Here is a 24,674-nt window from a genome sequence, read left to right on the forward strand (position 1 = left end):
GGGACCGCCCGGGGCGCCGCCAGTCTGGCCGGCGCCACGGTCGGGGCGGCCCAGAGTGGCGGGGCGGCGGGCGTGGCCAAGGCCGCCGGCGGCGCGGCTGTCAGCCCCCTGCGCCGCATGGCCCAATCCCTGGGTCAACGGTTCGAGTCCGCACGCCAGCAACACACTTCGTCGGGCGCGCCGCAGCCAAGCCCCGAGGCCCCGCCGCCGGCGCAAGGCCAACCGGCCTGGGCCCAGCGCCTGCAGCAGCGCCAGGCCATCGCCCACGGCGCGACCAGCCTTGGCCATGCCGCCGCGTCCGGCCAAGCCGGCGGCGGCGCCTCGGTCGATCTTTCGGAGGAGTAAGCGATGTTTCGACGGCCGGAGATCCGCTACGGGACCACGCCCGAGCCCGACACACCTTACCGCCGGGCGCGGCAGGCCTGGGACGACCGCGAAGGGCGCCTAGCCGTGACCGGCCGGCGCGCCTGGGCGGTGGCGCTGGTGCAGGGCGGGGTGATCGCGGTCCTGGCGGGCGCGCTGGTGTGGCAGGGCGCCAGGGGCCAGGTCGTGCCCTGGGTCGTGGAGGTCGACCGGTTCGGCGAGGCGCGCACGGTGGGTCCCGCGACGGCCGATTTCAAGCCCAGCGACTTCATGATCGCCGCCCGGCTCGAGCGCTTCATCGAGGAGGTTCGGTCGGTGTCGTCTGATCCGGTGGTGGTCACCGACAACTGGCTGTCGGCCTACCGCTTCACCACCGACAAAGGCGCGGCGGCCCTGACCGCATACGGCAAGACCAACGACCCGCGCGAGCGCGTGGGCAAGGAGCAGGTGTCGGTCGACGTCACCAACGTCCTGCGCGCCTCGCCGACCAGCTTCCGCATCGCCTGGACCGAGCGCCACTACCAGGACGGGGCGCTGGCTTCGACCGAGCGCTGGTCGGCGATCCTCACCCTGGTCGACCGGCCGACCAAAAACGTCGACCGACTAAAGGCCAACCCCCTCCACCTCTATGTCGACGCGATCGACTGGTCCAAGGAGATGACCCCATGACCGCCGCCGTCCGGGGGGCCGCGGTCGCCGCGGTCCTGTCGCTCATCACCGCCAGCAGCGCTGCGGCGGCCCCGTCATCCGGGCCGCCCACGCCGGTCGCCAAAGCCAACGCCGCCGCCCGCGTCCAGCCCCGGCTCGACAGCTTCCTGGGCGCGATGCAGCGCTTCGCCTGGAGCGAGGGCGGCCTCTACCAGATCTACACCGCGCCGGGCCGGGTCACCGACATCGTGCTCGAGCCCGGTGAGCAGTTGGCGGGGCCGGGTCCGATCGCCGCCGGCGACACCGCCCGCTGGGTGATCGGCGACACCGAGAGCGGCCAGGGGCAAGCCCGGCGCGTGCATGTCCTGGTCAAACCGACCCAGGCGGGCCTCGCCACCAACCTCGTCATCAACACCGACCGCCGGACCTATTATCTCGAGCTGCGGTCCGGGGCGGCCACCTACATGGCCTCGGTCGCCTGGACCTATCCCAGGGACGCATTGATCGCCCTGGCCAAGCCCATCGGCCAGGCCACGCCACAACCACCGACACCACCAACCCCGCCGACGCCGCCTGCCGCCGATCTGGCCCGCCTCAACTTCGATTACCGGATCTCCGGCGACAAGGTCGGCTGGCGTCCGCAGCAGGTGTTCGACGACGGCGCCAAGGTCCACCTGGTGTTCCCCGCCCAGATCGGCGCCGGAGAACTGCCGCCGCTCTTCCTGCTCGACGCCGCCGGCAAGGCCGGCCTCGTCGACTACCGCATCAAGGGTCGCCAGATCATTGTCGACCGCCTATTCGACCGGGCCGAGCTTCGGCTCGGCGACAAGCGCTCGGCGCGGCGGGTGCGGATCGAGCGGGTCGGGAGCCCCGCGCCATGAGCGGGCCCGACCCGACCGAAGCTGCGGCCAAGGCGGCCGTGCGCCTGCGCGCCGCCCCGCCCAGGGTCGCGCGCTTGTCGCGGGTGGCGGTCGCCGGCCTCGCCGGGCTCGGCGCGGCCGGGATCGGCGCGGCCTTGGCGCTGGCGCTGCAGCCCCGTGCGCCGAAGCCGGTGGTCATCAAGGCCGACGAGACCGACGGGCGTGCGCCCCAAGCCGTGATCACCGGTCCCAGGACCTATGCCGACGTGCCCAAGCTCGGCCCGCCGCTGCCCGGCGATCTTGGCCGCCCGATCCTGTCGGCGCAGCAGCGCGGCGAGGTGATCGCGCCGCCGCCGATCGGCCAGGCCCCCGCTGATCCAACGGCCGACGCAAGCCGCCAAGCCCTGGTCGCCGCGCGCACAAGCGCCGTCTTCAGCCGCACCAGCCCAGCCGCGACGCCGGCCATGACTCAGCCTGCCCCCATGCCGCCGCCGGCTATCCCAGCCCCGGCGTCGATACCGCCCCTCATCCAGCCCGCGACCACCGATGCGCGCCGGGCCTTCCTGGACGCCCGAAACGCGGCGCCGACCACCAGCGCCTTTCGACCGCAGCCGCCAGCCGGGCGACGCGTGCTGCTGGCCCAGACGATCATCCCCGCCGCCCTGCTGACCGCCGTGAGCTCGGACCTTCCCGGCGCCGTCTCGGCGCAGGTGACGCGCAACGTCTATGACAGCCTGACCGGGCGGGCCGTGCTGATCCCGCAGGGCGCCAAACTGATCGGGAGCTATGACAGCCAGGTCGCGTTCGGCCAGAAGCGGGTGCTTCTGGCCTGGGACCGGGTGATCTTCCCCGACGGCCGGTCGCTGCAGCTCGACCGCCTGATCGGGGCCGACGCCACCGGCCGCTCGGGCCTCGTCGACAAGACCAACGCCCATTGGGGCGCCATGGGCAAGGCCGCGCTGCTCTCCAGCGTGTTGGGCGTGGGCGCGGCGCTGGGCCCCGAAGACGACAGCGACATCGCCCGGGCCTTGCGCCAGGGCGTACAGGACACCGTCAACCAGACCGGCCAGCAGGTGGTGCGCAAACAGCTCGACGTCCAGCCGACCCTGACCCTGCGCGCCGGCCTGCCGCTCACGATCCTGGTGACCCGCGACATCGTCTTCGACGATTAGGCCACGCCGGGAAGTAGGGCCAGGAGCTGGCGCACGACCGGCTTCTCCGGCCGCCGGCCCAACACCGCATCAAAGCCCAGGAAGCTCCGGGCCAGCGGCCGGTAGACCACGCCGGTGGCGCGGCAGGCGTCCCCCTCGCCGACGAGGCCAAGACCTTGGCCCAGCGCCACCAACCGCGCCAAGCTGGCCGGCGCGCCCGCCCGGCCAAGCATCGCCGCCGATCCCAGACGCCGCGCGGCGAGGTCTCGAACAAGGCCGGCGATCGGCTCGACGACCAGAAGCCGACGCCCGGCCAGGTCGGACCAGCAGAGGGACGTGGCCTCGGTCATCGGATCGCCGATCGGCACGGCGATCACCAGGCGCTCGCGCCAGGCCGGCGTCGACACCAGGCCGGCGGGCGGGGTCAGTAGAAAGGCGAGATCGAGCCGCCCCTGACCCAGCGCAGCCGCCAGAACCTCGGCGCCGCCCTCGACCAGGTCGAGCGCCAAGTCCGGTTCGACCGCCACCAACTGGCGAAGGAGATCCTGGAGGACGCCGCCCCCGAGGCCAGCCAGTATGCCGACGCGCAAGGTCGCGTGGTCGGCGCGTGCGGCCTCGGTCGCGCGATCGACGGCCAGGTCCAGTTCGCCGACGGCGCCCTGGGCGCCCCGCACGAAATCCTCGCCGGCCGACGTCAGGCGCACGCCCTGGGGTCCGCGTTCGAAGATTGGCGCCCCGAGACGACCTTCCAATTCCTGGATGCGGCGCGACACGGCCGACTGCTGGACACCCAGCCGTCGCGCCGCCCGCCGAAATCCGCCCTGCTCGGCTGCCGCCAGCACATAGCGCAGGTGGTGCAGGCCAAGCCCGGCCCGGGCGCTGGCCTCACCCTGGTCGATGGCGGCAAGATCCGGCGCGGGCATCGACACGCAGAGCTCGGGCTGGCGGCCGAACTGGCCGCAAGCCATGCAAGCGCGCCAACCTGCGCACCGCCACCCTATAGAACGAATATAGACAGAATATTCGCCCGCCCGATGCAACGAACAGTGGCGCCAACCCAGCCCGACGCCCTAGACTCCCAGCCTTATCGCCAAACGACCACGGCCCCATGAAGACCTCGCTCGACCACCTGCCCGCCGCCAAACGTAAGGAACTGGACTTCGTCGTCCAGACCCTCCGCGACGGCTTCGCGCAGGCCGTCAGCCGACGAACAATGCCGCGGTTCCGGACCGGCAAAATCCTCAAGATCATCCTCTTCGGAAGCTATGCGCGCGGCGACTGGGTCGAGGATCCCAAGGGCCGATACTTCTCGGACTACGACATCCTGGTCGTGGTCAACCACGACGACCTGACGGACCTGGAGAAGTTCTGGGGCGCACCGGACGAAATCCTTTTGAGGGAGCTGGCCTCCGGCGAGCGCCTGCGCACTCAGCCCAACTTCATCATCCACAGTCTCGACGATGTGAACCAGCAACTCCGCCTCGGCCGCTACTTCTTTACGGACATCCTGAGAGACGGGATCACGCTTTTCGAGGAAGACGGTTTGCCGTTCGTTAGACCTGAGGCTCTATCGCGGCAGGACGCCTATCGCGAAACTAAGAGCTATTTCGAAAAGTGGTCTGTGCGTTCGGAAAACTCTCGTCTTCTAGCCCAAGATGCCCAAGCCAGAGAGATGCCAAACGATGCGGCTTTCCTTCTGCATCAGGCAGCCGAGCGAGCCTACCATGGCCTGATACTGACGCTCACCCTATACAGCGCTAAGACACATCGGCTGAACCTTCTGCGTGATCGAGCAGAGGCGATGGATCAGCGGCTAGTTGGCATTTGGCCCGGTTCGAATAAGTTCGAGCGCCAAGGCTTCGATTTGATCCGCCGAGCATATGTTGAAGCGCGCTATTCCGACTTCTACGAGGTTTCGGCCGAGCATCTTGCCTGGATGAACGATCGAATCATGAAGCTGCAGGACGTCGTCCAAACGGTTGCCGCCGAACGGATCGAAGCACTCCGTGACGCCGCAACGTAACCTAGGTGGCGCGGAATGACTGGAGCCATGCCTACACCACCCAACGCAGGCACCAGAACTCAAGCTGCGCTCGATCCTGCCCGGTTTCGCCTTGCAAGGTGAAGCTATGTAACGATAGTGCAGGGCAACGCTTAGTTGTGGTAAGGGGATGGGGGAGGCGATTTGACGAGTGCCCAAGTGGTTCGAGAGGCATTGGCGCGCCATCGCGATCAAGACTCAATCGCACTCAACATCCAGTTTCCAATAAACTGGCAGTTAGATGCCGATCTATGTGGCGTAATTCAGGGTGATCTAGATCGTATCGGCCCTTGGGAAAGCTACAAGGCGACGCCGACCCTGACGAACCACATTCCTGCGGTGTCGGGTTTGTACATGTTTGTATTTCGCTCACATTTCAAACTCTCGCTGGCGGCCGAAACAGCTCATACGCCACTTTGGGTGATGTACGTTGGCCGGGCCGGGGATGGGTCTAGCAAGCAAACGCTTAGAGACCGCTACCGAAATGACTACGCCAAGCATGTCGGGGGCGATCCGGAACAACTTTGGGATGACGCGCCGAAGTTGAACCGCGCAGCAGCGCTGAAGAAGTATCTCTCCCTTTGGCCGCTTGAATACTGGTTCCTGCCAGTCGAAGACCGCACGGCCATTCCCGATCTTGAAAAACGGCTCATCAGGCTCTTCGCCCCGCCACTCAACAAGATCGGGCGCCTACGAGTCCGCACAAGAGAAATGCCAGCCTTCAAGGTGCCACAATGACAAACAAGACCTTCATACCAGCATTTAAGGCTAGCGTTGGGGACTGGGAGTATTACATTTGCATTATGAAATATGCAGAGGTTGCCCGCCAAGTCGATTTTGCCTACGAGCTGGGAGGCAATTCAGATCTAAATACAATGATTCAGCGCGGCCTTGGCGATAGAACAGAGGCAATCAAGAAATATCTTCTGAATTCCGAGCATCGTTTTCTCGGCGCCCTGATCGTAGCGGCGTGGGGCGGGGCGCCATCGTACCTTGAAGTGTCGATGGAGGATTCCGACGGTGTACTTTCTGGAATTGATCGACAGTTCGGCGTCCTGACTTTTGACGGAACCCAGCAGTATTTTGCGCTCGACGGTCAGCACCGACTGAAGGCGATCAAAGAGTCTATTAAAGTAAATCCAGAACTTGGGCGCGAAGATATTTGCGTAATCATGGTCTCTCACTTCGACTCTGCAGAAGGGAAGATCCGCACCCGACGCCTATTCACTAACATCAATAGAAATGCCAAAGCGACGTCAAATGCAGAGAATATCGTGCTTGACGAAGACGATGGTGCCGCGATTCTGACCCGACGGCTCCTCACGGAGCACCCGTTCCTTTCACGGAAGGGCGTCGTGAAGGTATTCACCAGCGTTGGCGATGAAGGCGTTCTGAAGCTCGCAGCCGGGAACGTCCCTCAAGGCGACAAGCTGGCCTTCACCACAATTGCCAACCTCTACGACATTGTGCGCACGCTGAGCTTTGACCTTGACCCCTCAATGAAGAAGCCTCAGGCCCGCCCGTCTGATGAGGTTCTTGAGGCCTCCTACAGCGTTATCGCCTCTCGACTCGACGACATCATTAAGGCCGCGGGCGATGTGCGCACGCCACTCGATGCAGAGACGAGCGCCAAGGATCTCCGCGCCCCCAAGGGCAAAGAGGCTACCGGATCTCCATTTATGCGGCCGGTAGTGCAGAAGGCCGTCGCGCGGGTCGTGTCGGAGATTGCCTCCCAAGGCGCCCTTGCATGGCCCGAAATAATGAAGCGCTTGGCGGGCCTGAAATGGCGCATTGGTGAAGGCCCCTGGCTCTCAGTCTTCAATGCAACCAACGGCAAGATGATTTCTGCGAAGGAGAACGCAGAGCTCCTGCGCGACCTCCTGTATGTCCACCTGGCCGCGCCGAGCAAACAGGCCATCGTCCGGGCGCGCAAGCAGTATAAGGAGCTGAAGGGCTCGGCCTATTCAGTGAGCGAGGAAGAGCTCTTGAAATCGCTGACCCCGCACACTGAGGGAAAGATCGAGGTCGCCTCGCTCGTGCCCGAAGCCGCGCCTGCCGGCGCAAGCGATGAAAGTGAGGGCGAAGCCTAGGCCGTCACGTTCATTGACTGACCTGATGGCATTGGCCGGCCGGCGCGTTCGACCTAGATATGGGTTTTCCGCGTCGGCCGGGGTTTCGTCGAATGAGTTCCACCGGAATTTTCCTGGATGCGCATGCCACAACGCCGATCGCCAAGGAGGCGCTAAGCGCTCTAGTTACGCAGCTGGGCCAGCCAGGCAATCCACACTCCCCCCACGCCGCCGGCGCCGTGGCCCACGAGGCTATCGAAACGGCGCGTAAGGCCGTGGCTGAGTTGATTGGGGCTGCGCCAGGCGAGATCGTCTTCACCTCCGGCGCCACTGAGGCGAACAACATCGCGATTATCGGTCTTGCCAGAGCTTCACGCCACAAGAGCTCCCGCCGAACTATCGTCACCAGCGCAATAGAGCACCCCTCCGTCCTGGAAGCCTCTGAGGCGCTGACGAAGGAGGGCTTCACGCACCTCATCGCTCCAGTCGGTGAAGATGGACGCCTGGACTTGGACGCGTTCGGGAACATGGTCGGCGACGACGTTCTGCTGGTCAGTGTCATGGCCGCCAACAATGTCAGCGGCATTATCCAACCCGTGCAGGAGGTGGCCGCAATCGCGCGAGCTGCCGGCGCTATGATCCACTGCGACGCCGCCCAAGCTGGCGGTCGGCTCGCTCTCGATGTGTTCGATCTCGACGTCGACCTCTTGAGCCTCTCGGCTCACAAGATGTATGGGCCGCCAGGCGTAGGCGCGCTCTATGTTTCGGCTGCGATCCCCACCCGCCCCGATCCCATCGTTTTCGGCGGAGGTCAGGAGCAAGGACTTCGATCTGGAACTGCACCGGCGGGCCTGATAGCCGCCTTCGGCGTGGCCGCGCGACTCGCGCTCGCTCAGCGCGAAGAGGACGCACTTCGTCTTGCCACCCTCACAAATCGCTTCACCGCGGGTTTGGAAGCCCTGCAGGTCCGCTATCGGCGGATCGGGACCGACGACCGACGATTGCCTGGAAGTTTGAATATTGCCTTCGACAACTGCGACGCTCAGGAACTAACCGAGCGGCTTTCAACGATTGTAGCCATATCCACTGGCTCAGCATGCTCATCAGGCCAAATATCCACATCCCCAGTTCTCGATGCTATGAGACTACCTCAGTCACTCAAGCGATCATCAGTACGAATTTGCTTCAACAGATATTCTACAGAAGCCGACGCTGACAATTCAGCGCTCGCCCTATCGAGGGCGCTTCGCGAGATCGAGGTTGCAACTGGGAGCATCGCCCAGTAGCATTCCCGTATGAGGGACGCCTTTACAGAATCCGACACGCGCGGCGCGTTCGCGGGGCATGAAACGTTCCCACTGCGCCTGCTATGGCTCAAGAAGGCCTACAACGTCGCTGAAGACGGCCTGCCGTCAAGAACATTTCAAGAACCCGATGCCATTGGCCGGTTCGGCGTTGGCAAAAACATGGCTATGTCGATACGCTTTTGGGCCCTTAGCGCCGGGGTTCTAGAGGAATACCAAGGCCGGCTCAAGCCAACGGAATTTGGCCAACTCATACTCTCCGACAAGGGATTGGATCCCTATCTGGAAGAGCCGGCGACAATCTGGGCGTTGCACGCTCACTTGGCAGGGCAGCCTCTGCCGTCGACGACGACCTACTTCGCGTTCAGCGGTCTGAATTTGCAGGAGTTTGACGCCGCCACCCTCGTTTCGGAGCTTGAAGCCGTCGTGGCGAAGAGGGGTTGGCGCGCGACATCCGGCACCTTGAAGCGTGACGTGGAGGTTCTGCTGCGAGGCTACGTTTCCCGGACAGACGCCAATGAAGACGCCGTCGAGCCGCTGATGGCAGAACTTGGCCTCATCCGAGAAACGCGATCGGGAGGGTACTTCGAGTTTGTCAGAGGGCCCAAACCCTCCTTGCCTGACGGCGTGTTCGCCTATGCCTTGGCCCGCTTCTGGGAACGGCGACATCACGCTTCACCGACACTCTCGGTCGAACAAGCGTCCTACGGTCCTGGCTCACCCGGCAGGATCTTCAAGCTTGGCGAAGACGACGTCGCCGCACGCATGTCCCGTGTCGAGGCTTATACGAATGAGGCCTGGCGCTTCACCGACACCGCCGGCCTTCGGCAAATTCAGAAGATCAAAGATATCGACCTCATGAGCCTTCTGCGGTCAGCCTATCACCCAAAGGGCACGGCGTGAGCCGCCTAAGCGACATCGTTCGCGTCGATGGGCGCTTCCAGAGGTCGGCGCGGATCGACGCCGACCTCAAGGGTTTTCCGCCCCTCGAAGGCTACGTGCTGCAGGCAAGCGTCGAAAAGGCCTTGGATGGCATGGCGGCCTCCATTGCGGAGGCTGGCCGGACCGCCTTTACTTGGACGGGCCCCTATGGTGGGGGTAAGTCCAGCGCCGCCCTATTGGTCGGCAGCCTTGTGGCTGGCGACTGCGAAGCGAGACAGCTTGCGCGCTCACTCGCTGGCCAAGCGCTGACCCAAGCCTTCGAGCGCGCATTCGTTGAAACGCATGGCCCATGGTCGGTTGTCGCCGTCACCGGCCGGCGCGCGAACCTGCGTGAGGAGCTCGCATTGGCCGCCGGCGAAGCGCTCGGCTGGTCTAAGGCCGAGGCGGCGGCTGCATTTAAGGACGACCGCGCCTTGGTCGATAGCCTCGCCAAAAGCGCGACGACGCGCGGCGGCGTGCTGCTGATCATCGACGAACTAGGTAAGTTTCTGGAATACGCGGTCGCCGACGGTGGTGACGTCCACTTACTACAGGATCTGGCTGAACGCGGCGATCGCAGCGATGGTCGCCTCGTCACCATCGGCGTCCTTCATCAGAGCTTCGCGCAGTACGCCGCGCGGGCCGGGCGTGACGCTCGCGAAGAGTGGGCCAAGATCCAAGGGCGCTTCAAAGACATCCCTTTCCTCTCGGCGACTGACGAAACGGTCAGCCTGCTTGGGCGGGCCATCCGTTGCGACGACGACAGGCGTGATGATGGTTTGGCGCACTCGGTCGCCGAAGCGATCGCCCTGCGACGGCCGGTGGACCCTCAAGCGCTCGGCAAGGCTTTGCATGAGGTTTGGCCGCTTCACCCCATCACCGCCCTGCTCCTCGGCCCACTCTCCCGACAGAGGTTCGCCCAGAACGAGCGCAGCGTGTTCGGCTTCCTCAGCTCAGCCGAGCCCAAGGGATTCCAAGAGCACCTAGCGACTGTTGATGGGAAAGCGCCAGACGCGCTCTATGGCCCAAACCTGCTTTGGGACTACCTGATCGCGAATTTCGGCGTCGCCCTGACGGACGGCGCCGATGGCCGACGCTTCTCCTTGGCGTTGGAGGCGATAGAGCGCGCTGCGGTTCGTGGCGCGGCGCTGCACACTCGGCTCATCAAGACGATCGCCCTAATCGAGTTTTTCCGAAACGGCAGCGGTCTCGCCGCCGCCGATGACATCCTTGCGCTCTCCTCCCCCAATGACAGCCCCGCAGCGGTGAAGTCGGCGCTGACTGATCTCGTTGAGTGGGCGATCCTGATCCGGCAACCGCGTCTGGGGGGCTATGCGCTTTTCGCCGGCAGTGACTTTGATCTGGAAGAAGCGATCGAGCGCGTGCGCGCTCCACTCGACCGAGACACCGCCGCGAGCCTCCCGACTCGGGTGGGGTTTGGCGCCGTACCGGCCAAACGTCACTACTTCGACACCGGGGCGCTGAGGAGCTTCGAGCCCCGGATCCTTTTGGTGGGCGAGAGCGAAGTCGGCAAGGGCGGGGATCATTCCCGACTTATGGCCGAGATCAAGCGAGGCGGTGACGGGCATCGCCTTTTGTTGGTGATGTCGGACGAGAGCGCCTCGTCACAGGAAGTCGAAGCCGTGGCCAGCGCCTTGGCCCGAAAACTGTGGGACGACGACGTCGTTGTCGCCATCGGCGCGGCCACCAGTCCTGTTCCTTTGAGAGCCGCCGCCACTGAATTGGTGGCGATCGACAGGTTAGCGCGTGACCATCCCCAGCTCGAAGGCGACCGGATCGCTCGGCGCGAAATCGCGGCAAGACGCTCTGCCTTGTTCGATGACGTTAACCGACAGCTCACTTCAGCGTTCGAGACGGCGAAGTGGAAATTCGGCCCTGGTCCGCATAAGGCGCTGGACAAGCAGTCGCTATCTTCGTTGGCCTCGGCGGTTTGTGACCTGGCCTACAGGGATGCGCCCAAGCTTCACAGCGAACTGTTGCAGCGAGAGCGTCCATCTTCCAGCGCCATGGCCGCAGTGCGCGACCTCGGCCACGCGATGATCCTCCACGCCGATGCGGCGCACTTGAACATCGATGGATATCCCGCTCACCGCGGCCTCTACATGACAGTTCTGGAGCCATTCGGCCTTCACCGACACCTGGAGTCGGGATGGCGGTTCACGGACCCGAACGTCGATACCGCAGCGGGAAGAAGTCTACTTCCAGCTTGGGATGTCGTCGCCGAGACCCCCGAGTGCAGTCTAGATGAGATCTTCGACCTCTGGGCCAAGCCGCCCTTTGGCTTGAAGCGCGGGGTCATGCCGATCTTGGCGCTGGCATATATCTTGGCCAAGCGCTCAGCGTTGGCCGTCTACGTCTCGGACATCTTCCAGCCTGGTATCGAGCCGCTCCTATTCGATCGGATCCTGCAGAACCCCGCCGAGATCCGGATCAAACACATCGACCGCACTCAGGACGATGTGAAGGTCCTGAAGGTGTTGGGCAAGGGCTTGAGCTTGAAAGTCGGCGCCTCGTCCTTGGAGGTCGCCGCCGGCCTTTATCAGCGGTTCGAGGCGCTGCCCCTCTACAGCAAGCGCACACTGCGCTTGCCTGCTGAGGTGCGCGCCGTGCGCGACGTAGTGTTGAAGGCCAGCGACCCCGAAGCCCTGCTCTTCCGCGACCTCAAGCCTATTCTCGCCAAGAATCCAGCCGTCGCCCTTTCGGCGCTGGAAGCCTGCGAAGCCGCATATGGCCGCTTGCGCTCGGACTTGGTCTTGGCGCTGCAAACCGCCCTGGCGGCGCCAGCCGATTTCGCGGATCTTGGCGCGCGCGCGGCCAACGTCGTCGATCGCACAGGTGATCTGCGCTTTGACGCCTTCGCCAATCGGGCGGCGGCGTTCGAAGGTGGGTCAGGCGACATCGAAGGTCTTGCCAGCTTGCTGGTCCACAAGCCCGCCCATAGCTGGACGGACCGTGAGCATGATCAGGCCTTGATGGAGCTTTCAAAGCTTGGGCGGCTGTTCCGGGAGACCGAGGCCGTGGTGGCAGTGCGCGACCGTCGAAAGGGCGGTGAAGCCCTTGCCGTGGTGGTCGGCTTTGACCCGGAAGTCCCCACGCTCGTAAGGTCCTTCGAGATTACGGCGGCGCAGAGCCAAGAGGCCGATGAATTGGCTTCACAGCTGATCGGCCTTCTCGGCCAGGTCGAACGCTCTGGTGATGTAAACCTCGCGGCTCTCGCCCGCGCCGTGCAGCGGTTGAACCTGATCCCAGAGACGGAGGCCGTATGATTGAGCGGCATATCTTGGGCGTATCGGGGGGCCGTGACAGCGCGGCCCTGGCTGTTTGGATGCGTGAAAATCGCCCGGACGTCGACCTTGAGTACTTCTTCACCGATACGGGCAAAGAGCTTCCAGAAGTCTACGATTTCCTGGACCGGTTGGAAGGCTTCTTGGGCAAGCCCATCGCCCGGCTGAACCCCGACCGAGATTTCGATTTCTGGCTGAAGGAATACGGCAATTTCCTTCCATCGCCGCGCACGCGCTGGTGCACCAGGCAGCTGAAGCTGCGCCCCCTTGAACAGTGGCTCCGCGACGACCTCGAGGCCGGGCAGATCATCAATTCCTACGTTGCAATTCGCGCTGATGAACCTTCACGAGAGGGCTACCAATCGACCCACGAGAATATGCGCGTGCATCTGCCACTACGCGATGCCGGCATTGACAGACGTGGTGTGATCGAATTGCTGGAGAGCGCTGGCGTGGGCGAGCCGGCCTACTATCAATGGCGCTCGCGGTCGGGCTGCACGTTCTGCTTCTACCAGCAGAAGATCGAGTGGGTGCGCTTAATGCGCCAACATCCCGAAGCCTTCGCCGACGCCAAGAATTACGAAAAGACCGCACACGCCAACGGCACACCGTTCACCTGGAGCCAAGGCGAGAGTCTCGAGGAGCTGGCACAGGCCGAACGCGTCGCCGCCATCGAGTCAGACTTCAAGAAGCGGCAAGAGCGCTACCTGGCGCGGCGCCCGCGCAATCCCCTGGCCAGCAAAACACTAGAGCCAAGCATCGACGACATATTCGGCATCGATGAGGCGTCAGCCGGCTGCGTCATTTGCCACAAGTAGATGGGCTCACTGGGCTTTGTGTAGGTCGAGATACATGACCGGCTCGAGCCGCGCACGGTTCTCGCCAGTGTCGACCAAGGTAAAGCCGCATCGCTCGTAGAACTTGATGGACTCAGCCTTGGAATCCACCACGACAAAGCGGCAACCAATGGCGGGACAGATCTCCGCCTTGGCGATGCCCTGAGCGAAATTGACAAGATGCACGCCAAGGCCCTGACCGCGGTAGCGATCATCGACCAGAAGGCGCGCGATCTTCACAGCTGGATAGGTATCGTAGGGAAAATGCAGGCCATCCTCGCGGACCAACTCCGGACCAGAGGTAACCTCACTGCAGACAAGTGTAACGTAGGCGGCCGACCGCTTGTGAACCCTGTCATGGACTACGTAGGTCCGAGCCAAGTTCTCAGCCTCATACTTTTTGGCGTTCTTGCGGGCGAAAAGCTTCAGCGGCGTGAATCGTTCGTGGCCGGCTCTCATCGACGTGAAGGAGTCGTCGGGCTGCAGAGCGCGTAGCTCGAACGCGTCCTCAGCCTCGTCCACAGCTCAACGTTACTTCGTCTTCACGGTGTTGAACGTCAGCTTACCGCCCTGGCTCCGGAAAGACTGGACCAGCTCAACCCCGCGCTCGACATTGTCCTTCGCATTGGCCTTAGGCCGGCCAAAGGTCACTTGGCGTTTGAACTTCTTCGCATCGTCCCCGGTCAGAGACACCCGACCAAATGCGTTTGAATGAATAGCCATAGGATGCCTCCTTTCTACGGCGCGACCGTGCAGATCAACGGCTGAAGTGTCAACGCCCATACAAGCCGCCAAGTGCCAACTTGGGGTTAAATCGTGCGAATTTAAGAAGCCTGGGTTGAAACAAAATTCCAAATTTATCGCGCCTGGGCTGGAATAATTTTCCCTTGGCGAGCTTCACGAGAACAGCCCGGTCACGCGCCTTGGCAAGCCGGGCATCAATCGTGCACATGACGCGACAGCTTGCCGCTGCCGTCCGCCAAACCTAGGCTCGTTTTGCGGGCGCCGCCCTATAGGCGCCGATCTGGAGCCGGGGGTCATCGGCGGCGGTCGGCGCTGAAGTCGGCGGGCCTTCGCCATCGCAAGGTTTCCAACGCCCGCCCCTTTTCCTCCTGGATGGCATTTTCGCCTAACAGCGATCTGCGCCTTGCGCCGCTGGCCCGATTGATTCACGCTTCCAGCGCCGGCGCCGATGCGCGCGGGTGGGGCGTGGAAACCCCGTGCGATGTCTAAGAGCCATAGCGGCGCGCCGATCACAGCGGCGCGTCGATAGCGCCCATGCCCCCGGGTCGCGTCCCCGTGTCCGCAGACTGCGGCCACGCGCCCTTGTCCGCCCCTGCGTTTCCGAAACCGCCCCGTTGCACCGACGGAGTAGGCGATGGACCCCAAGCTTCCGCGCGTCGCGACCCAGCCCGAGGGCGGCTGGGACGAGCGCGACGACCTGGATCGGCTCTACCGGCGCTATGCGCCTTGGCTGGGGGCGATGCTGCGCCGGCGGTTCGGTCGCGGGATCGAGGCCGACGCCGATGACCTGGTGCAGGAGACCTACGCCCGGCTGGCGCCGCACGACACGGCCCGGATCGAGCGCCCGCAGGCGCTGCTGATGCGCGTGGCGTCCAACCTCGCCACTGATCTCCTACGCCGGCGGGCGGTCCGCACCCGGCACGCCCAGCAGGTCCAGCGCGAACCAGATACCGCGCAGGCGGCGGCCAGCGCTCTGGACATCCTCTTGGCCAAGGAGGCGATCCTGCAAATCCCCGAGCCCTATCTCGACGTCTTCGTCTTGAGGCGCTTTCATGGATTGACCTATGAACAGATCGCCACACGCTGCGGTTTAACCGTAAAGAGCGTAGAATGGCGTCTGGCGCGGGCGGTAGAATACGCCCTCGCAGCGCAGGCAGGACTGAGCGGAAGAAGCGACAGATGAGTCTTTCGACTGTCCCGACGGACCAGGCCAGGCGGGAGGCGACCGAGTGGTTCGCCCGCCTGAACAAGCGCGACGTCCCGCTCGCCGAAATGCAGGCCTGGAAGCTCTGGCTTGACGCGCCGGGCAATAAGGCCGCCTACGACGAGGTCGATGCGTTCTGGCGCAAGAGCGAAGGGCTCAAGGACGATCCTGACATCAAGGCCGCCGTCGCCCGCGCCCTTGGCCGCGCCGCGCCGCCCGCCGCCAAGCCGTATCCGCGGGGCTTGGCCGCAGCGCTCGCCGTCGGGGTGGTGGCGGCTGTCGCCGGCGGCTACGCGCTCTTTGCCCCTAAAGTCTATTCGACCGGCGTGGGCGAGCAGCGCACGATCCAGTTGGCCGACGGCTCGACCGTCGTGCTCGACACCGACAGCCAGGTCGCCGTCCGGCTGACGGGCGCACGACGCGACATCCGCCTTGGCCGCGGCCAGGCTCTGTTCGACGTAGCCCACGACCGCCGCCGGCCTTTCGTCGTGACCGCCGGCGCCACCTCGGTCACGGCCCTGGGCACACGCTTCGACGTCCGCCGCGAGGCCAGCGGCGCCACCGTGACCCTGGTCAGCGGGTCGGTGGAGGTCCGACAAGGGTCGGCGGCGCAGGCCCAGCAGATCTGGCGCCTGACGCCCGGCCAGCGCGTGGCGACGGAGGCCGCCGCCGAACGACCCAGTTCCGTGGATGTCGACACCGCCACCAGTTGGGCCTCAGGCCGGCTGGTCTTCCGCGCCGTACCGCTGCGGGCGGCCGTGGCGGAGTTCAACCGCTATGAGCGCCACAAGATCGAAGTCGCGGAGGGTCCCGTTGGCGACGCGTTGATCAGCGGGGTCTTCGCGATCGGTGACAGCGACAGCTTCGTCGGCTCGGTGGCCGACCTGCACGACCTCACCGTCGTGCGGTCCGACAAGGACGGGACCGTCCGTCTGGCCCGTGCGGGAGAGAATGGCGGCGCCCGGTAAGTTTTTTCGTCGCATCGCCAGGGAAGCGGCCGGGGTGACGCGTCAATGCCCTGACGTCTTGCGCCGTGCACAGAAGATCCGTCCCACGACGGACGCCGCCGCAGCGTCAAAGGGGGTCCCTTTCATGCTGCAGCCTTCCCTTCGCCGCCGGTTGCTGGTCGGCCTGGCCACCACCGTCTTTCTGGCGCCGGCGCTGATCGCGCCCGTCTCGGCCGCGCCCCAGGAGGCGGCCCAGACGATCGTCTTCGACATCCAGCCCGGCACGCTGGACGCCGCCCTGATCGCCTTCGCCACCCAGAGCGGCCGCACGCTCGCCTATGCGCCCTCGCTGGTCGCCGGACGCCCCTCCGAGGGCTTGCGCGGGCGCTTCACGCCCGAAGCGGCGCTCGACCGGCTGATCGCCGGGGCCGCCATCGACGTCCGCCGCCGCGGGGTCAAGGGCTTTGTGCTGAAGCCCCGAAGGAGCGGCCTTTCACCGATCGCTGCCCCGGAGGCGCCCGCGCCGATCGAAGGCGTCACCGCCGAGGAGCCGAGCCAGCTCTCCGAGATCGTGGTGACCGGGTCGCTGATCCGCGGCCCGGCCCAAGGGGCCTCGCCGCTAGTGACCGTGTCGCGCGACGACCTTGACCGCACCGGCAAGTCCACCGTCGCAGACATGCTGACCGACCTGCCCCAGGCTTTCGGCGCCGCCGCGTCCGCCGACACAAACCTCGCCAATACCGACGGCACCGGCGCCAATCCGTCGGTCTCGACCGGCGTCAATCTTCGCGGCCTGGGCGCCTCGGCGACCCTGGTCCTGGTCAACGGCCGACGGATGGCCGGCAGCGGACTGATGGGCGACTTCGCCGACGTCTCCACCCTGCCGACCGCCGCCGTCGACCGCGTGGAGATCCTGCTCGACGGGGCCTCTGCGCTCTACGGCTCCGACGCGGTCGGCGGCGTGGTCAACGTCATCCTGCGCAAGGATTTCGACGGGGCCGAGACGCGGCTGCGCGTGGGAGGTGCGACGGCGGGCGGCGCATCCGAGCGGCAGTTCGCCCAGACCCTGGGCAAGACCTGGGGCTCTGGCCACGCGCTGATCAGCTACGAACACTGGCGTCGCGACCGGGTGGCGAGCGCCGATCGACCCTATGCGGCCGACGCGGACCTGCGCCCCTTGGGCGGGACCAACCGCCGGTTCTTCTACAGCCACCCGGGCAACGTCCTGCAACTGGTCTCCGGCAGCTACGTGCCGACCTGGGCGATCCCGTCTGGTCAGCCAGGGACCGGGCTCACGCCGTCCAGCTTCCAGGCCGGCGCGGTGAACTACGAGAACCAACGGGCTCAGACCGACATTCTGCCCGAGCAGAACCGTGACGCGGTCTACGCCGCCTTCGGCCAGCAGCTCGCCCCGCGTCTGGAGATCGGCGGCGACCTTCGCCTGGCCCGTCGCCAATTTTCCTTCGCCCTGCCCGGCACGGTGAACATCTTCACGGTCAGCCGCGCCAATCCCTATTTCGTCTCGCCCAACGGCGCGACCTCCAACGCCATCGGCTACAGCTTCACTGACGAGCTTGGCCCGCTGCGCGTCCGCGGCGACTCCACCGGCGTGGCCGCCTCGCTCGGGGCCGAGATCGATCTGGGGCGATCCTGGCGCGCCAACCTCTACGGGGCCTATGCCGAGGAGGTCGCGCGCCGCGATGGCACGCACCGGCTCAACACCCGGTTTCTGGCCGAGGCCCTGGGCAATATCGCCGATGATCCGGCGACCAGTTACAGCGCCGCCCGCGACGGCTACTTCAATCCGTACGGCGACGGCGGCGCCAACAGCCGGGCCGTGCTCGATTTCATCGGCAGCGGCTATCTGCTCACGCGCTACGTCAGTACGGTCAAGACGCTGAACGGCCAAGCCGACGGCACGCTGCTGACCCTACCGGGCGGTCCGGTCAAGCTGGCCGTCGGCGGACAGTATCGCCGGGAGCATTTCGACACCCGCACGATCTCCTTGAGCTCGCGGGCGACCCCGACCACCACCCTGACCGGTCCCTTCGACCGCGAGATCCTGGCCGGCTTCGCCGAGTTGCGCGTTCCGCTGGTCGGCCCCGAGAACGCCCAGCCCGGCGTGCGGCGTCTCGATCTGTCCCTGGCCGGTCGCGTGGAGCGCTATGACGACGTCGGCACGACCCGCAATCCCAAGATCGGGGTGGTCTGGTCGCCGATCGAGGCGCTGAACGTGCGGGCCAGCTACGGAACCTCCTTCCGCGCGCCGTCCCTGCCCGAAGTGTTCCAACCGCAGGACGGTGGGCCATCGTTCCTGGCGGCGGGGGCGACGACCAAACTCGTCCTGCTCCGCTTCGGCGGCAATCGTGACCTGTTGCCCGAGCGCGCCCGCTCATGGACGGCGGGGCTGGACTACAGCAGCGTCCGCTGGCCGGGGTTGCGACTGTCGGCGACCTGGTTCGACACCCGCTTCAGGGGCCAGATCGGCACGCCGGTGGCTGAGAACATCAGCAATGTCCTCGGCAACGCCGCCTATGCGCCGTTCGTCCAGACGCTCGACCCCGCCAACCCAGCCGATCAGGCCAAGGTGGCCGCCCTGCTCGCCGGCACAACCAGCGCCGCGCTCTATCCGACGACCGCCTACACCGCGATCGTCGACGCCCGCTACGTCAACACCGGCGGGCTGCACGTGCAGGGGCTGGACCTGACCGTCCGCTACGGCGCGGGCCTTGGCGGCGGCCGGCTCGACCTCACGGCCAGCGCCAGCTACCTGTTGGACTACAAGCGCAAGGTGACGCCCGACGCGGCGTGGCTCTCGCTGCTTGATCAGGCGCGCCAGCCCGTCGACCTGCGCGGCAAGCTGGGCGCGACCTGGACGCGCCAGGCCTGGTCGGTCACCAGCGGCCTCAACCATGTCGACGACTATCGGACGCCCGTGGGCAAGCCGATCGACAGTTGGACCACGATCGACGCGCAGATCACCTGGCGCGCCCAGGGCGCAGGCTGGAGCCAGGGCCTTTCAGCGGCGCTGTCGGTCCAGAACCTCTTCGACGCCGATCCCCCCTTCTACGACGACCCGCAAGGCGTCGGCTACGACACGGCCAACGCCGATCCGCTGGGCCGTTTCGTCTCGCTGCAGCTGACCAAGCGCTGGTAAGGCGAGGGCTTTTTCATGATCGCCAAGTCCCCATGGACGGGCCGCCTCGGCGCGGCCTGCATGGTCCTGGCCGCCACCGCGGCCGGAGCCGAGCCCCTGACCCTCGATCGCCTGCTGAAGCTAGAAGATCTCGGCGCGACCGTCCTGGCGCCGGGCGGGCGCTATCTCGTGATCGAGACCCGTGCGCCCTACGACCAGGCGCCGGGTTTCGACTTCGAGACGCCGGACGCCCGGATCGGCCGTCTGATGGTGGTCGACCGCGTCAAGGGCGGCGGCCCGCGGGCTCTTCTGAGCGCCGATCAGCGGAGCGGTTACACCGCCGGCCCCTTCTCGCCCGACGGCCGCCGGATGATCGTCTCGCGCTGGCGCGAGGGCCGCTGGACGACGGGGGTGGTCGAACTGACGAGCGGCGCGGTGCGTTGGTTCGACTTCGGTCTGGAGTCGCCCGAGTACGGCCGAAGCCTGCAGTGGCTCTCGGACACCGCTTTCATTGCGATCGGACGCGATCCCGAGGACCTGCCCCTGAAGCTTAAGCTGGGCTCGCAGAATCAGGCCCGCCTCAGCGCCCTGTGGCGACGCCAAGCCGAGGGCCGCATCGCGGCGATCACGGTCGTCGGCAGCGGCCGGGCCCGCCGCCCCGAGCCGCTTGGCAATCGCCGGCTTCTTAAGGTGGACGCTGTTACAGGCGTCTCGAAGGCCCTGGCGACGGGCGGGTTCTTCGACATCGAGCTCTCGCCCAGCGGCCGCTATCTGGCGGCCCTCGAAGAGGCCGAGCGCATTGATCTCGTCGATAGGCCGGCGGTGCGGATGATGGCACCGAGCCGTCGACGAGCCCTGTCGGTGGTCGACCTGCGGACGGGGGCCGTCGAGGCGATCTGCGCCACCTGCACCACGCTGATCGAACCGATGGTCTGGTCGCCGGGCGCCGATCGCCTCCTGGTGTTTCAGCACGCGGCCGACAGGCCAGAGACGGAGGGCGCCCTGGTGGTCGTAGATCCGGCCCGCCGCCAGGTGGAGGCGCTGACCGCCACACCACAGCCGGACATGGACTATGGCTCGGAGGGCGCGGCGCGGGTCCGCGCCGACTGGATGGGCTCGCATCCGATCCTGCTGGGCCGCCCATCGACCGCCGCAAGGAGCGACTGGTACGATCTGTCGGGGAGCACGCCGGTGAACCTGACCTCGGTCCTGCCCTCCGGCGGCGCCAGTCTGGCCTTCGACATGGCTGGGGGAACCTTCGCGCTGTCACAGGGCCAGACCTGGCGCCTGGACGGCGCTGGCGGGGCTGTGAAGCAGCCGGCGACCGGCTCGGCATGGTTTCGGCCCGGAATGTTCGGACTTGGCGTACGGCCGGCGTCGGCGCCCTGGCGCGCGGCCGACCTGCGCCTGCGGACGGAGACGGGGCTCTCCGACCTTAGAGGACGAACACTCGCCCTGCCGCAAAGCGCCCGTCCCCTGGCCGTGATCGGCGAGGAGACGATCGTCGAGCGCCGTCCGCCCAGCGGCGTCGCAGGCATCGAGGTCGTCGAGCCTTTGGGCGCGAGGAAGACGCTGCTGGCGGTCAACAGCGATCTCGCCGACGTCGAGTTTGGCGCGGTGCGCACGGTCGAGACCCGCGCCTGGAACGGCCAGATCCTGAAGAGCTGGATCTATTTGCCGCCGGGCTGGCGCCCGGGGCGCAAGCCCCCTCTCGTCGTCATTCCCTATCCAGGATCGGCGCCGCAGTCCTTTCCCTTCCGCTTCACCGTGCGGACGGGCCTGCTTACGCCTAGCGCGGTTCTGCTGGCCGCCCAGGGCTATGCGGTGCTCATCCCGGCCTTGCCGCGCGACCGGGGGCGCGGCGAGCCGGGCGAGGACCTCGCCCAACAGATCCTCGCCGCCGTGGACGCCGTCGTCGACCAGGGGCTGGCCGACCCCGATCGCCTGGCGCTGTGGGGCCATAGCTTCGGCGGCTATGCCGGTCTCGTCACGGCGACCCAGACCCATCGCTTCAAGGCGATCGTCGCCCAGGCGGGCCCCAGCGACTTCGTCGCCAACTGGGCCAGCACCGACCCCTATTTTCTGACCGCGCCGGAGGACGGCGCCCCCAGCCCCAATATGCTCGGGTTCAACGAGACCGGCCAAGGCGGCCTGAAGGGGCCGCCTTGGCGGGAGACCGAGCGTTACCTGCGCAACAGCCCCCTCTTCCAGGCCGACAAGATCAGCACGCCGATGATGCTGGTCTATGGCGAACAGGACTTCGTGGCGCTCGCGCAGGGTCAGGCGATGTTCAACGCCCTCTATCGGCAAGGCAAGGACGCCACCTTGCTGACGATGTTCGGCGAGCGTCATCTGCCAGCCAGCCCCGCGACTATACGGGCTCTCTACGCCGAGGTCCTGCCCTGGCTGGCCGATCGGCTGGCCGCGCCGGCGCCTGGACAGGCCGCGGCTTCAAAGTCTGCGATCCGGCCTTCCCAGTGACGGACGTAAGCTTCGAGGGCGACGATCTGGAAGAGCCTGGGATAGTCGCCTTCGTGGATCATTCGATCTGGATCGAGGAAGCGCTCGGTCGCCGCGCGGTCGAGCACGCCCGCCTGAGCCAGGCGCCCGTCCAACAGGAAGGGCGTCAGGACGTCGAGGCTGCGAAGGACCATCCGCCCGTAGTAGGCGGTGAGATCCCCCTTCGAGCGCCGTGTCCGGACGAACTCGGGGATCCGATCGGAGAAGACGTCCCGCGCAAGACTCCTGCCACGACCGCCCCGCGCCAGATCGATAACCGGCGCGGCAAGGGCCGCCTCGAGCACCGGCTGGTGGAGCAGGGGGTGGATCAAGTGGGCGCGCGCCCCGCGTAGGCTGGCCCCATGGAAGAGCTGTGAACGGATCAGGCTGGAGATCTGGCGCTGCTTGGCGGGGGCGACGGCGGTGTCGAGCCAGGGATGGACGTCTGGCGTCGGTGTTTGGGGCCGCCAGGCTTCCCGCACCGCTTCGCCGAGCAGCGACCAGACCGAGCAGCGGTTCCAGCGCGCGGCGTCTTCGAGCTGGCGCCAGAGGGGATCGGCGCGGGGCCGCCGCGCCCAGCGACCCCAGAATTCCGACCCGACGCCGCGCGACGGGCTTTGGAAGAAGATCATGTCTCCGCCCTGCCCCGTCAGCAGGCGATCCACGCCGAAACGCTCGGCCAGATCGGCTTGCGTCTGGTCGTAATGGCGGTCGATAGCGGTGTTGGAGGGCCGTACGCCGATCGGCATGGACGCCAGCTCTCCGGCGCCGATCCGCAGTTCCGGCTTTACGACTTCGAGCAGCTCGACCCCGGCTTGGGCGGCGACCGCACGGGCGAAGCGCCGCTCGTCGCCGCCGGGATCGTCGATGTGGAAATGGACGAAGCAGGCGCGTCCCACGGCGCCGAGCCGCGCGAGGGTTCCGGTGACGATCGCCGAATCGAGTCCGCCGGAGATCTCCACCAGCAGGCGGCCGGCGGATCCGCCTTCCGCCGCGAGGCTTTCCTCGACCGCCTCGGCCATAGCGCGGCGCGAGACGTCATAGGAACAGTGAGGCTCGAGGGCGAAGCGCGCTGGATGCCAAACCACGCGATCGACGGTCTTGCTCGCCAAGCGCCGCGAGGTTCCGGGAAGCAGTTGCGAGACGCCGAGGAGGCCCAGGCTCGGATCGGTTCCGCTCTCGTCCCGCAACATGGCGGCGACGCCCGGCCAGTCGATGGCCAGACCGCGCGGCGCCATGACCGCCGGAAGATCGGAAGGCAGCGCCGAGCCGGCGAGCCAGGCCGAGGACGAGGACCAGGTCAAGCAATCCAGATGTCCCGAGGGATCGCGAAGAAGCGCCCGCTCCTCGGGGAAGATGGCGACGTAGCGTCCCCAAAATTCCTGAACGAGACGATCAAAGCGCGCGTCAAGCGCCTCGCCGTCCGCATGCCGCAAGGCCAGAACGGGATCGGCCTGGCGGCCACTGCCCCGCTCGAAGAGTTCGCCCACCACCCAGCCGCCGGCGACATCGCGTACGCGAACTTCGCCGCGGACCCAGAGATCCGTCGCCTGGTGCGAGCGCGCCAGCCGCCATCCCTGGGCCAGGAGGGCTCGATGCGCCTCGGGTTGGCGCTGCCCCAGGAACCCGAAGCGGCCCTCGACCAAAAACGCGTCCATCAGACGGCCAGGATAGGGGTGAAGCCCGCCAACCGATCGGCGGTGTCGTCCAAGGCCGTATCGCCGACCTGCAACCAGCAATGCGCTTGGAATGGCCAGGTGCGCACGCCGAACATCCACCTGGCGTCATGTCCTCGCCAGCGAAGAATCCGAAGCAGGAGGAAGGCGCGGTAGAGGCAAACGCCTTGGAACGGCAGCCAGGGCAGGATCTTCTCGAAGCTCGCGACGAGCCCCTTCAAGTCCTCAGTGACGTCGCTGGCCAGCTCAGCCTGGCGCCGGCGGCGCGCCTGCGCGAGCAGGCGATCGAAGGGCAGGACGTGATAACTGAAGGCCATCGTCGTCCATCCGGCCAGGATCAGCAGGATATCGCGGGTCGCGACCCGTTTGGCGACACGCAAGGCCAGGTCCCGGCTTGGCAGGCTGGGAGGATCGGCCTGCAGCCTGGGCGCCGGAGTGAGGAAACCCGCCTGTTCGAAATCCTGGGCGAGGCCCGGGTCGTCGAACACGACGCCATCTGAGCCGACACTGAGGCCAGCGGCGGCGTCCGGAAGGCAGAAATAGGCGTTCTGACGAGTGTCGAGAACCACGACGTCCGCGCCGATCACGGCGAGGTGGATCTTCGGCGAGAGGTATGATGTCACGACGAGCCCCAAGAAAATGGCGGCGTCGGCCGGCCGACGCCGCCGAACGCGTCAGCCCTGCTGCTCGAAGCGGTTCGAGCCCAGTTCCGCGCCGATGCCGACTTCGCCCTTGGTCAGGCGCTTGGCGTCGCCCAGGCGGACGAGGCGGGTCTTGGTTTGCTTGGTCATCGTCGTCTCCTTGACGTCTGATCCTGGAGGAACGGGCGGTCGCCAGGGACCGCCCTAGACTGTCGGCCAGCGCCGGACGCCCTGGGATCAGGGCAGTTCCTTGCGCATGGTGCCCAGCTCGGCGCCGACGTCGATGTCGCCCTTGGTGAGGACCTTGGCGTCGCCGACACGGACAAAGC

General features: G+C 66.2%; 18 protein-coding genes and 1 pseudogene. 15 read left to right on the top strand and 4 right to left on the bottom strand.

Annotation, left to right across the window (positions count from 1 at the left end; genetic code table 11):
• The 4 genes and pseudogenes from E1H18_RS23460 to E1H18_RS23475 all read left to right on the top strand — a co-directional run.
• Nucleotides 1-345: pseudogene (locus E1H18_RS23460) on the top strand (P-type conjugative transfer protein TrbL); the annotation flags it as partial.
• Nucleotides 346-348: 3 nt separating this feature from the next.
• Nucleotides 349-1,032, top strand: a complete 684-nt coding sequence (gene trbF / locus E1H18_RS23465; RefSeq protein ID WP_172273692.1) for a conjugal transfer protein TrbF — start codon at nt 349-351, stop codon at nt 1,030-1,032.
• A complete protein-coding gene (gene trbG, locus E1H18_RS23470) occupies nt 1,029-1,892 on the top strand; it encodes a P-type conjugative transfer protein TrbG (RefSeq protein ID WP_172273695.1) in 864 nt (287 codons plus the stop codon). The genes trbF and trbG overlap by 4 nt, the downstream gene beginning before the upstream one ends.
• Entirely contained in the window at nt 1,889-3,043 is a 1,155-nt protein-coding gene (locus tag E1H18_RS23475) for a TrbI/VirB10 family protein (RefSeq protein WP_172273698.1), read from the top strand. The genes trbG and E1H18_RS23475 overlap by 4 nt, the downstream gene beginning before the upstream one ends.
• Here E1H18_RS23475 and E1H18_RS23480 read toward each other — a convergent pair.
• Nucleotides 3,040-3,990: a LysR family transcriptional regulator gene (locus tag E1H18_RS23480; RefSeq protein ID WP_172273701.1), complete on the bottom strand. Its 951-nt coding sequence runs from the start codon at nt 3,988-3,990 to the stop codon at nt 3,040-3,042. The two genes, E1H18_RS23475 and E1H18_RS23480, sit on opposite strands and share 4 nt — an antisense overlap.
• Nucleotides 3,991-4,130: 140 nt before the next feature.
• Between E1H18_RS23480 and E1H18_RS23485 the strand changes: the two genes are divergently transcribed.
• The 7 genes from E1H18_RS23485 (at nt 4,131) to E1H18_RS23515 (ending at nt 13,480) form a co-directional block, all read left to right on the top strand.
• The gene (locus E1H18_RS23485) at nt 4,131-5,045 is read left to right on the top strand and encodes a HEPN domain-containing protein (protein WP_172273704.1); all 915 of its coding nucleotides are present in this window, start codon (nt 4,131-4,133) and stop codon (nt 5,043-5,045) included.
• A 192-nt stretch (nt 5,046-5,237) separates the two neighbouring features.
• Complete coding sequence (locus E1H18_RS23490) at nt 5,238-5,801, top strand: hypothetical protein (protein ID WP_172273707.1); 564 nt, start codon at nt 5,238-5,240, stop codon at nt 5,799-5,801.
• Entirely contained in the window at nt 5,798-7,153 is a 1,356-nt protein-coding gene (locus tag E1H18_RS23495; protein WP_172273710.1) for a DNA sulfur modification protein DndB, read from the top strand. Before E1H18_RS23490 ends, E1H18_RS23495 begins: the two co-directional genes overlap by 4 nt.
• Before the next feature lie 92 nt (nt 7,154-7,245).
• Nucleotides 7,246-8,418, top strand: a complete 1,173-nt coding sequence (locus E1H18_RS23500; RefSeq protein ID WP_172273713.1) for a cysteine desulfurase family protein — start codon at nt 7,246-7,248, stop codon at nt 8,416-8,418.
• A gap of 9 nt (nt 8,419-8,427) precedes the next feature.
• Entirely contained in the window at nt 8,428-9,339 is a 912-nt protein-coding gene (locus E1H18_RS23505; protein WP_172273716.1) for a DUF4007 family protein, read from the top strand.
• On the top strand, nt 9,336-12,644 hold the full coding sequence (locus E1H18_RS23510; protein ID WP_172273719.1) for an ATP-binding protein: 3,309 nt from the start codon (nt 9,336-9,338) through the stop codon (nt 12,642-12,644). The genes E1H18_RS23505 and E1H18_RS23510 overlap by 4 nt, the downstream gene beginning before the upstream one ends.
• The gene (locus E1H18_RS23515) at nt 12,641-13,480 is read left to right on the top strand and encodes a phosphoadenosine phosphosulfate reductase family protein (protein ID WP_172273722.1); all 840 of its coding nucleotides are present in this window, start codon (nt 12,641-12,643) and stop codon (nt 13,478-13,480) included. Before E1H18_RS23510 ends, E1H18_RS23515 begins: the two co-directional genes overlap by 4 nt.
• A 6-nt stretch (nt 13,481-13,486) precedes the next feature.
• Here E1H18_RS23515 and E1H18_RS23520 read toward each other — a convergent pair whose 3' ends face one another.
• Nucleotides 13,487-14,020 carry a GNAT family N-acetyltransferase gene (locus E1H18_RS23520; RefSeq protein ID WP_172273725.1) on the bottom strand — a complete coding sequence of 178 codons (534 nt, stop codon included), beginning with the start codon at nt 14,018-14,020 and terminating at the stop codon, nt 13,487-13,489.
• An 856-nt stretch (nt 14,021-14,876) separates the two neighbouring features.
• On the opposite strand from E1H18_RS23520, the gene E1H18_RS23525 reads away from it, so the two are divergent.
• The 4 genes from E1H18_RS23525 (at nt 14,877) to E1H18_RS23540 (ending at nt 22,010) form a co-directional block, all read left to right on the top strand.
• Nucleotides 14,877-15,425: an RNA polymerase sigma factor gene (locus tag E1H18_RS23525; protein WP_172273728.1), complete on the top strand. Its 549-nt coding sequence runs from the start codon at nt 14,877-14,879 to the stop codon at nt 15,423-15,425.
• The gene (locus E1H18_RS23530) at nt 15,422-16,414 is read left to right on the top strand and encodes a FecR domain-containing protein (RefSeq protein WP_172273731.1); all 993 of its coding nucleotides are present in this window, start codon (nt 15,422-15,424) and stop codon (nt 16,412-16,414) included. Before E1H18_RS23525 ends, E1H18_RS23530 begins: the two co-directional genes overlap by 4 nt.
• A gap of 124 nt (nt 16,415-16,538) precedes the next feature.
• Nucleotides 16,539-19,550, top strand: coding sequence for a TonB-dependent receptor (locus E1H18_RS23535; RefSeq protein ID WP_241736179.1), 3,012 nt, complete (start codon nt 16,539-16,541; stop codon nt 19,548-19,550).
• A gap of 15 nt (nt 19,551-19,565) precedes the next feature.
• On the top strand, nt 19,566-22,010 hold the full coding sequence (locus E1H18_RS23540; protein ID WP_172273734.1) for a prolyl oligopeptidase family serine peptidase: 2,445 nt from the start codon (nt 19,566-19,568) through the stop codon (nt 22,008-22,010).
• Here E1H18_RS23540 and E1H18_RS23545 read toward each other — a convergent pair.
• Together E1H18_RS23545 and E1H18_RS26995 are read right to left on the bottom strand one after the other, a co-directional pair.
• Nucleotides 21,914-23,674, bottom strand: coding sequence for an asparagine synthase C-terminal domain-containing protein (locus E1H18_RS23545; protein WP_172273742.1), 1,761 nt, complete (start codon nt 23,672-23,674; stop codon nt 21,914-21,916). The genes E1H18_RS23540 and E1H18_RS23545 overlap by 97 nt on opposite strands.
• Nucleotides 23,675-23,685: 11 nt before the next feature.
• On the bottom strand, nt 23,686-24,291 hold the full coding sequence (locus E1H18_RS26995) for a lasso peptide biosynthesis B2 protein (RefSeq protein ID WP_206679126.1): 606 nt from the start codon (nt 24,289-24,291) through the stop codon (nt 23,686-23,688).
• Nucleotides 24,292-24,674: the final 383 nt, after the last annotated feature.

The organism is Caulobacter sp. RHG1, from assembly GCF_013181195.1.
GTDB lineage: Bacteria > Pseudomonadota > Alphaproteobacteria > Caulobacterales > Caulobacteraceae > Caulobacter.

Coding starts and splice junctions, on each gene's coding strand:
- trbF (WP_172273692.1), top strand. CDS start 349: ATGTTTCGACGGCCGGAGATCCGCTACGGGACCACGCCCGAGCCCGAC.
- trbG (WP_172273695.1), top strand. CDS start 1,029: ATGACCGCCGCCGTCCGGGGGGCCGCGGTCGCCGCGGTCCTGTCGCTC.
- E1H18_RS23475 (WP_172273698.1), top strand. CDS start 1,889: ATGAGCGGGCCCGACCCGACCGAAGCTGCGGCCAAGGCGGCCGTGCGC.
- E1H18_RS23480 (WP_172273701.1), bottom strand. CDS start 3,990: ATGGCTTGCGGCCAGTTCGGCCGCCAGCCCGAGCTCTGCGTGTCGATG.
- E1H18_RS23485 (WP_172273704.1), top strand. CDS start 4,131: ATGAAGACCTCGCTCGACCACCTGCCCGCCGCCAAACGTAAGGAACTG.
- E1H18_RS23495 (WP_172273710.1), top strand. CDS start 5,798: ATGACAAACAAGACCTTCATACCAGCATTTAAGGCTAGCGTTGGGGAC.
- E1H18_RS23500 (WP_172273713.1), top strand. CDS start 7,246: ATGAGTTCCACCGGAATTTTCCTGGATGCGCATGCCACAACGCCGATC.
- E1H18_RS23505 (WP_172273716.1), top strand. CDS start 8,428: ATGAGGGACGCCTTTACAGAATCCGACACGCGCGGCGCGTTCGCGGGG.
- E1H18_RS23515 (WP_172273722.1), top strand. CDS start 12,641: ATGATTGAGCGGCATATCTTGGGCGTATCGGGGGGCCGTGACAGCGCG.
- E1H18_RS23525 (WP_172273728.1), top strand. CDS start 14,877: ATGGACCCCAAGCTTCCGCGCGTCGCGACCCAGCCCGAGGGCGGCTGG.
- E1H18_RS23530 (WP_172273731.1), top strand. CDS start 15,422: ATGAGTCTTTCGACTGTCCCGACGGACCAGGCCAGGCGGGAGGCGACC.
- E1H18_RS23535 (WP_241736179.1), top strand. CDS start 16,539: ATGCTGCAGCCTTCCCTTCGCCGCCGGTTGCTGGTCGGCCTGGCCACC.
- E1H18_RS23540 (WP_172273734.1), top strand. CDS start 19,566: ATGATCGCCAAGTCCCCATGGACGGGCCGCCTCGGCGCGGCCTGCATG.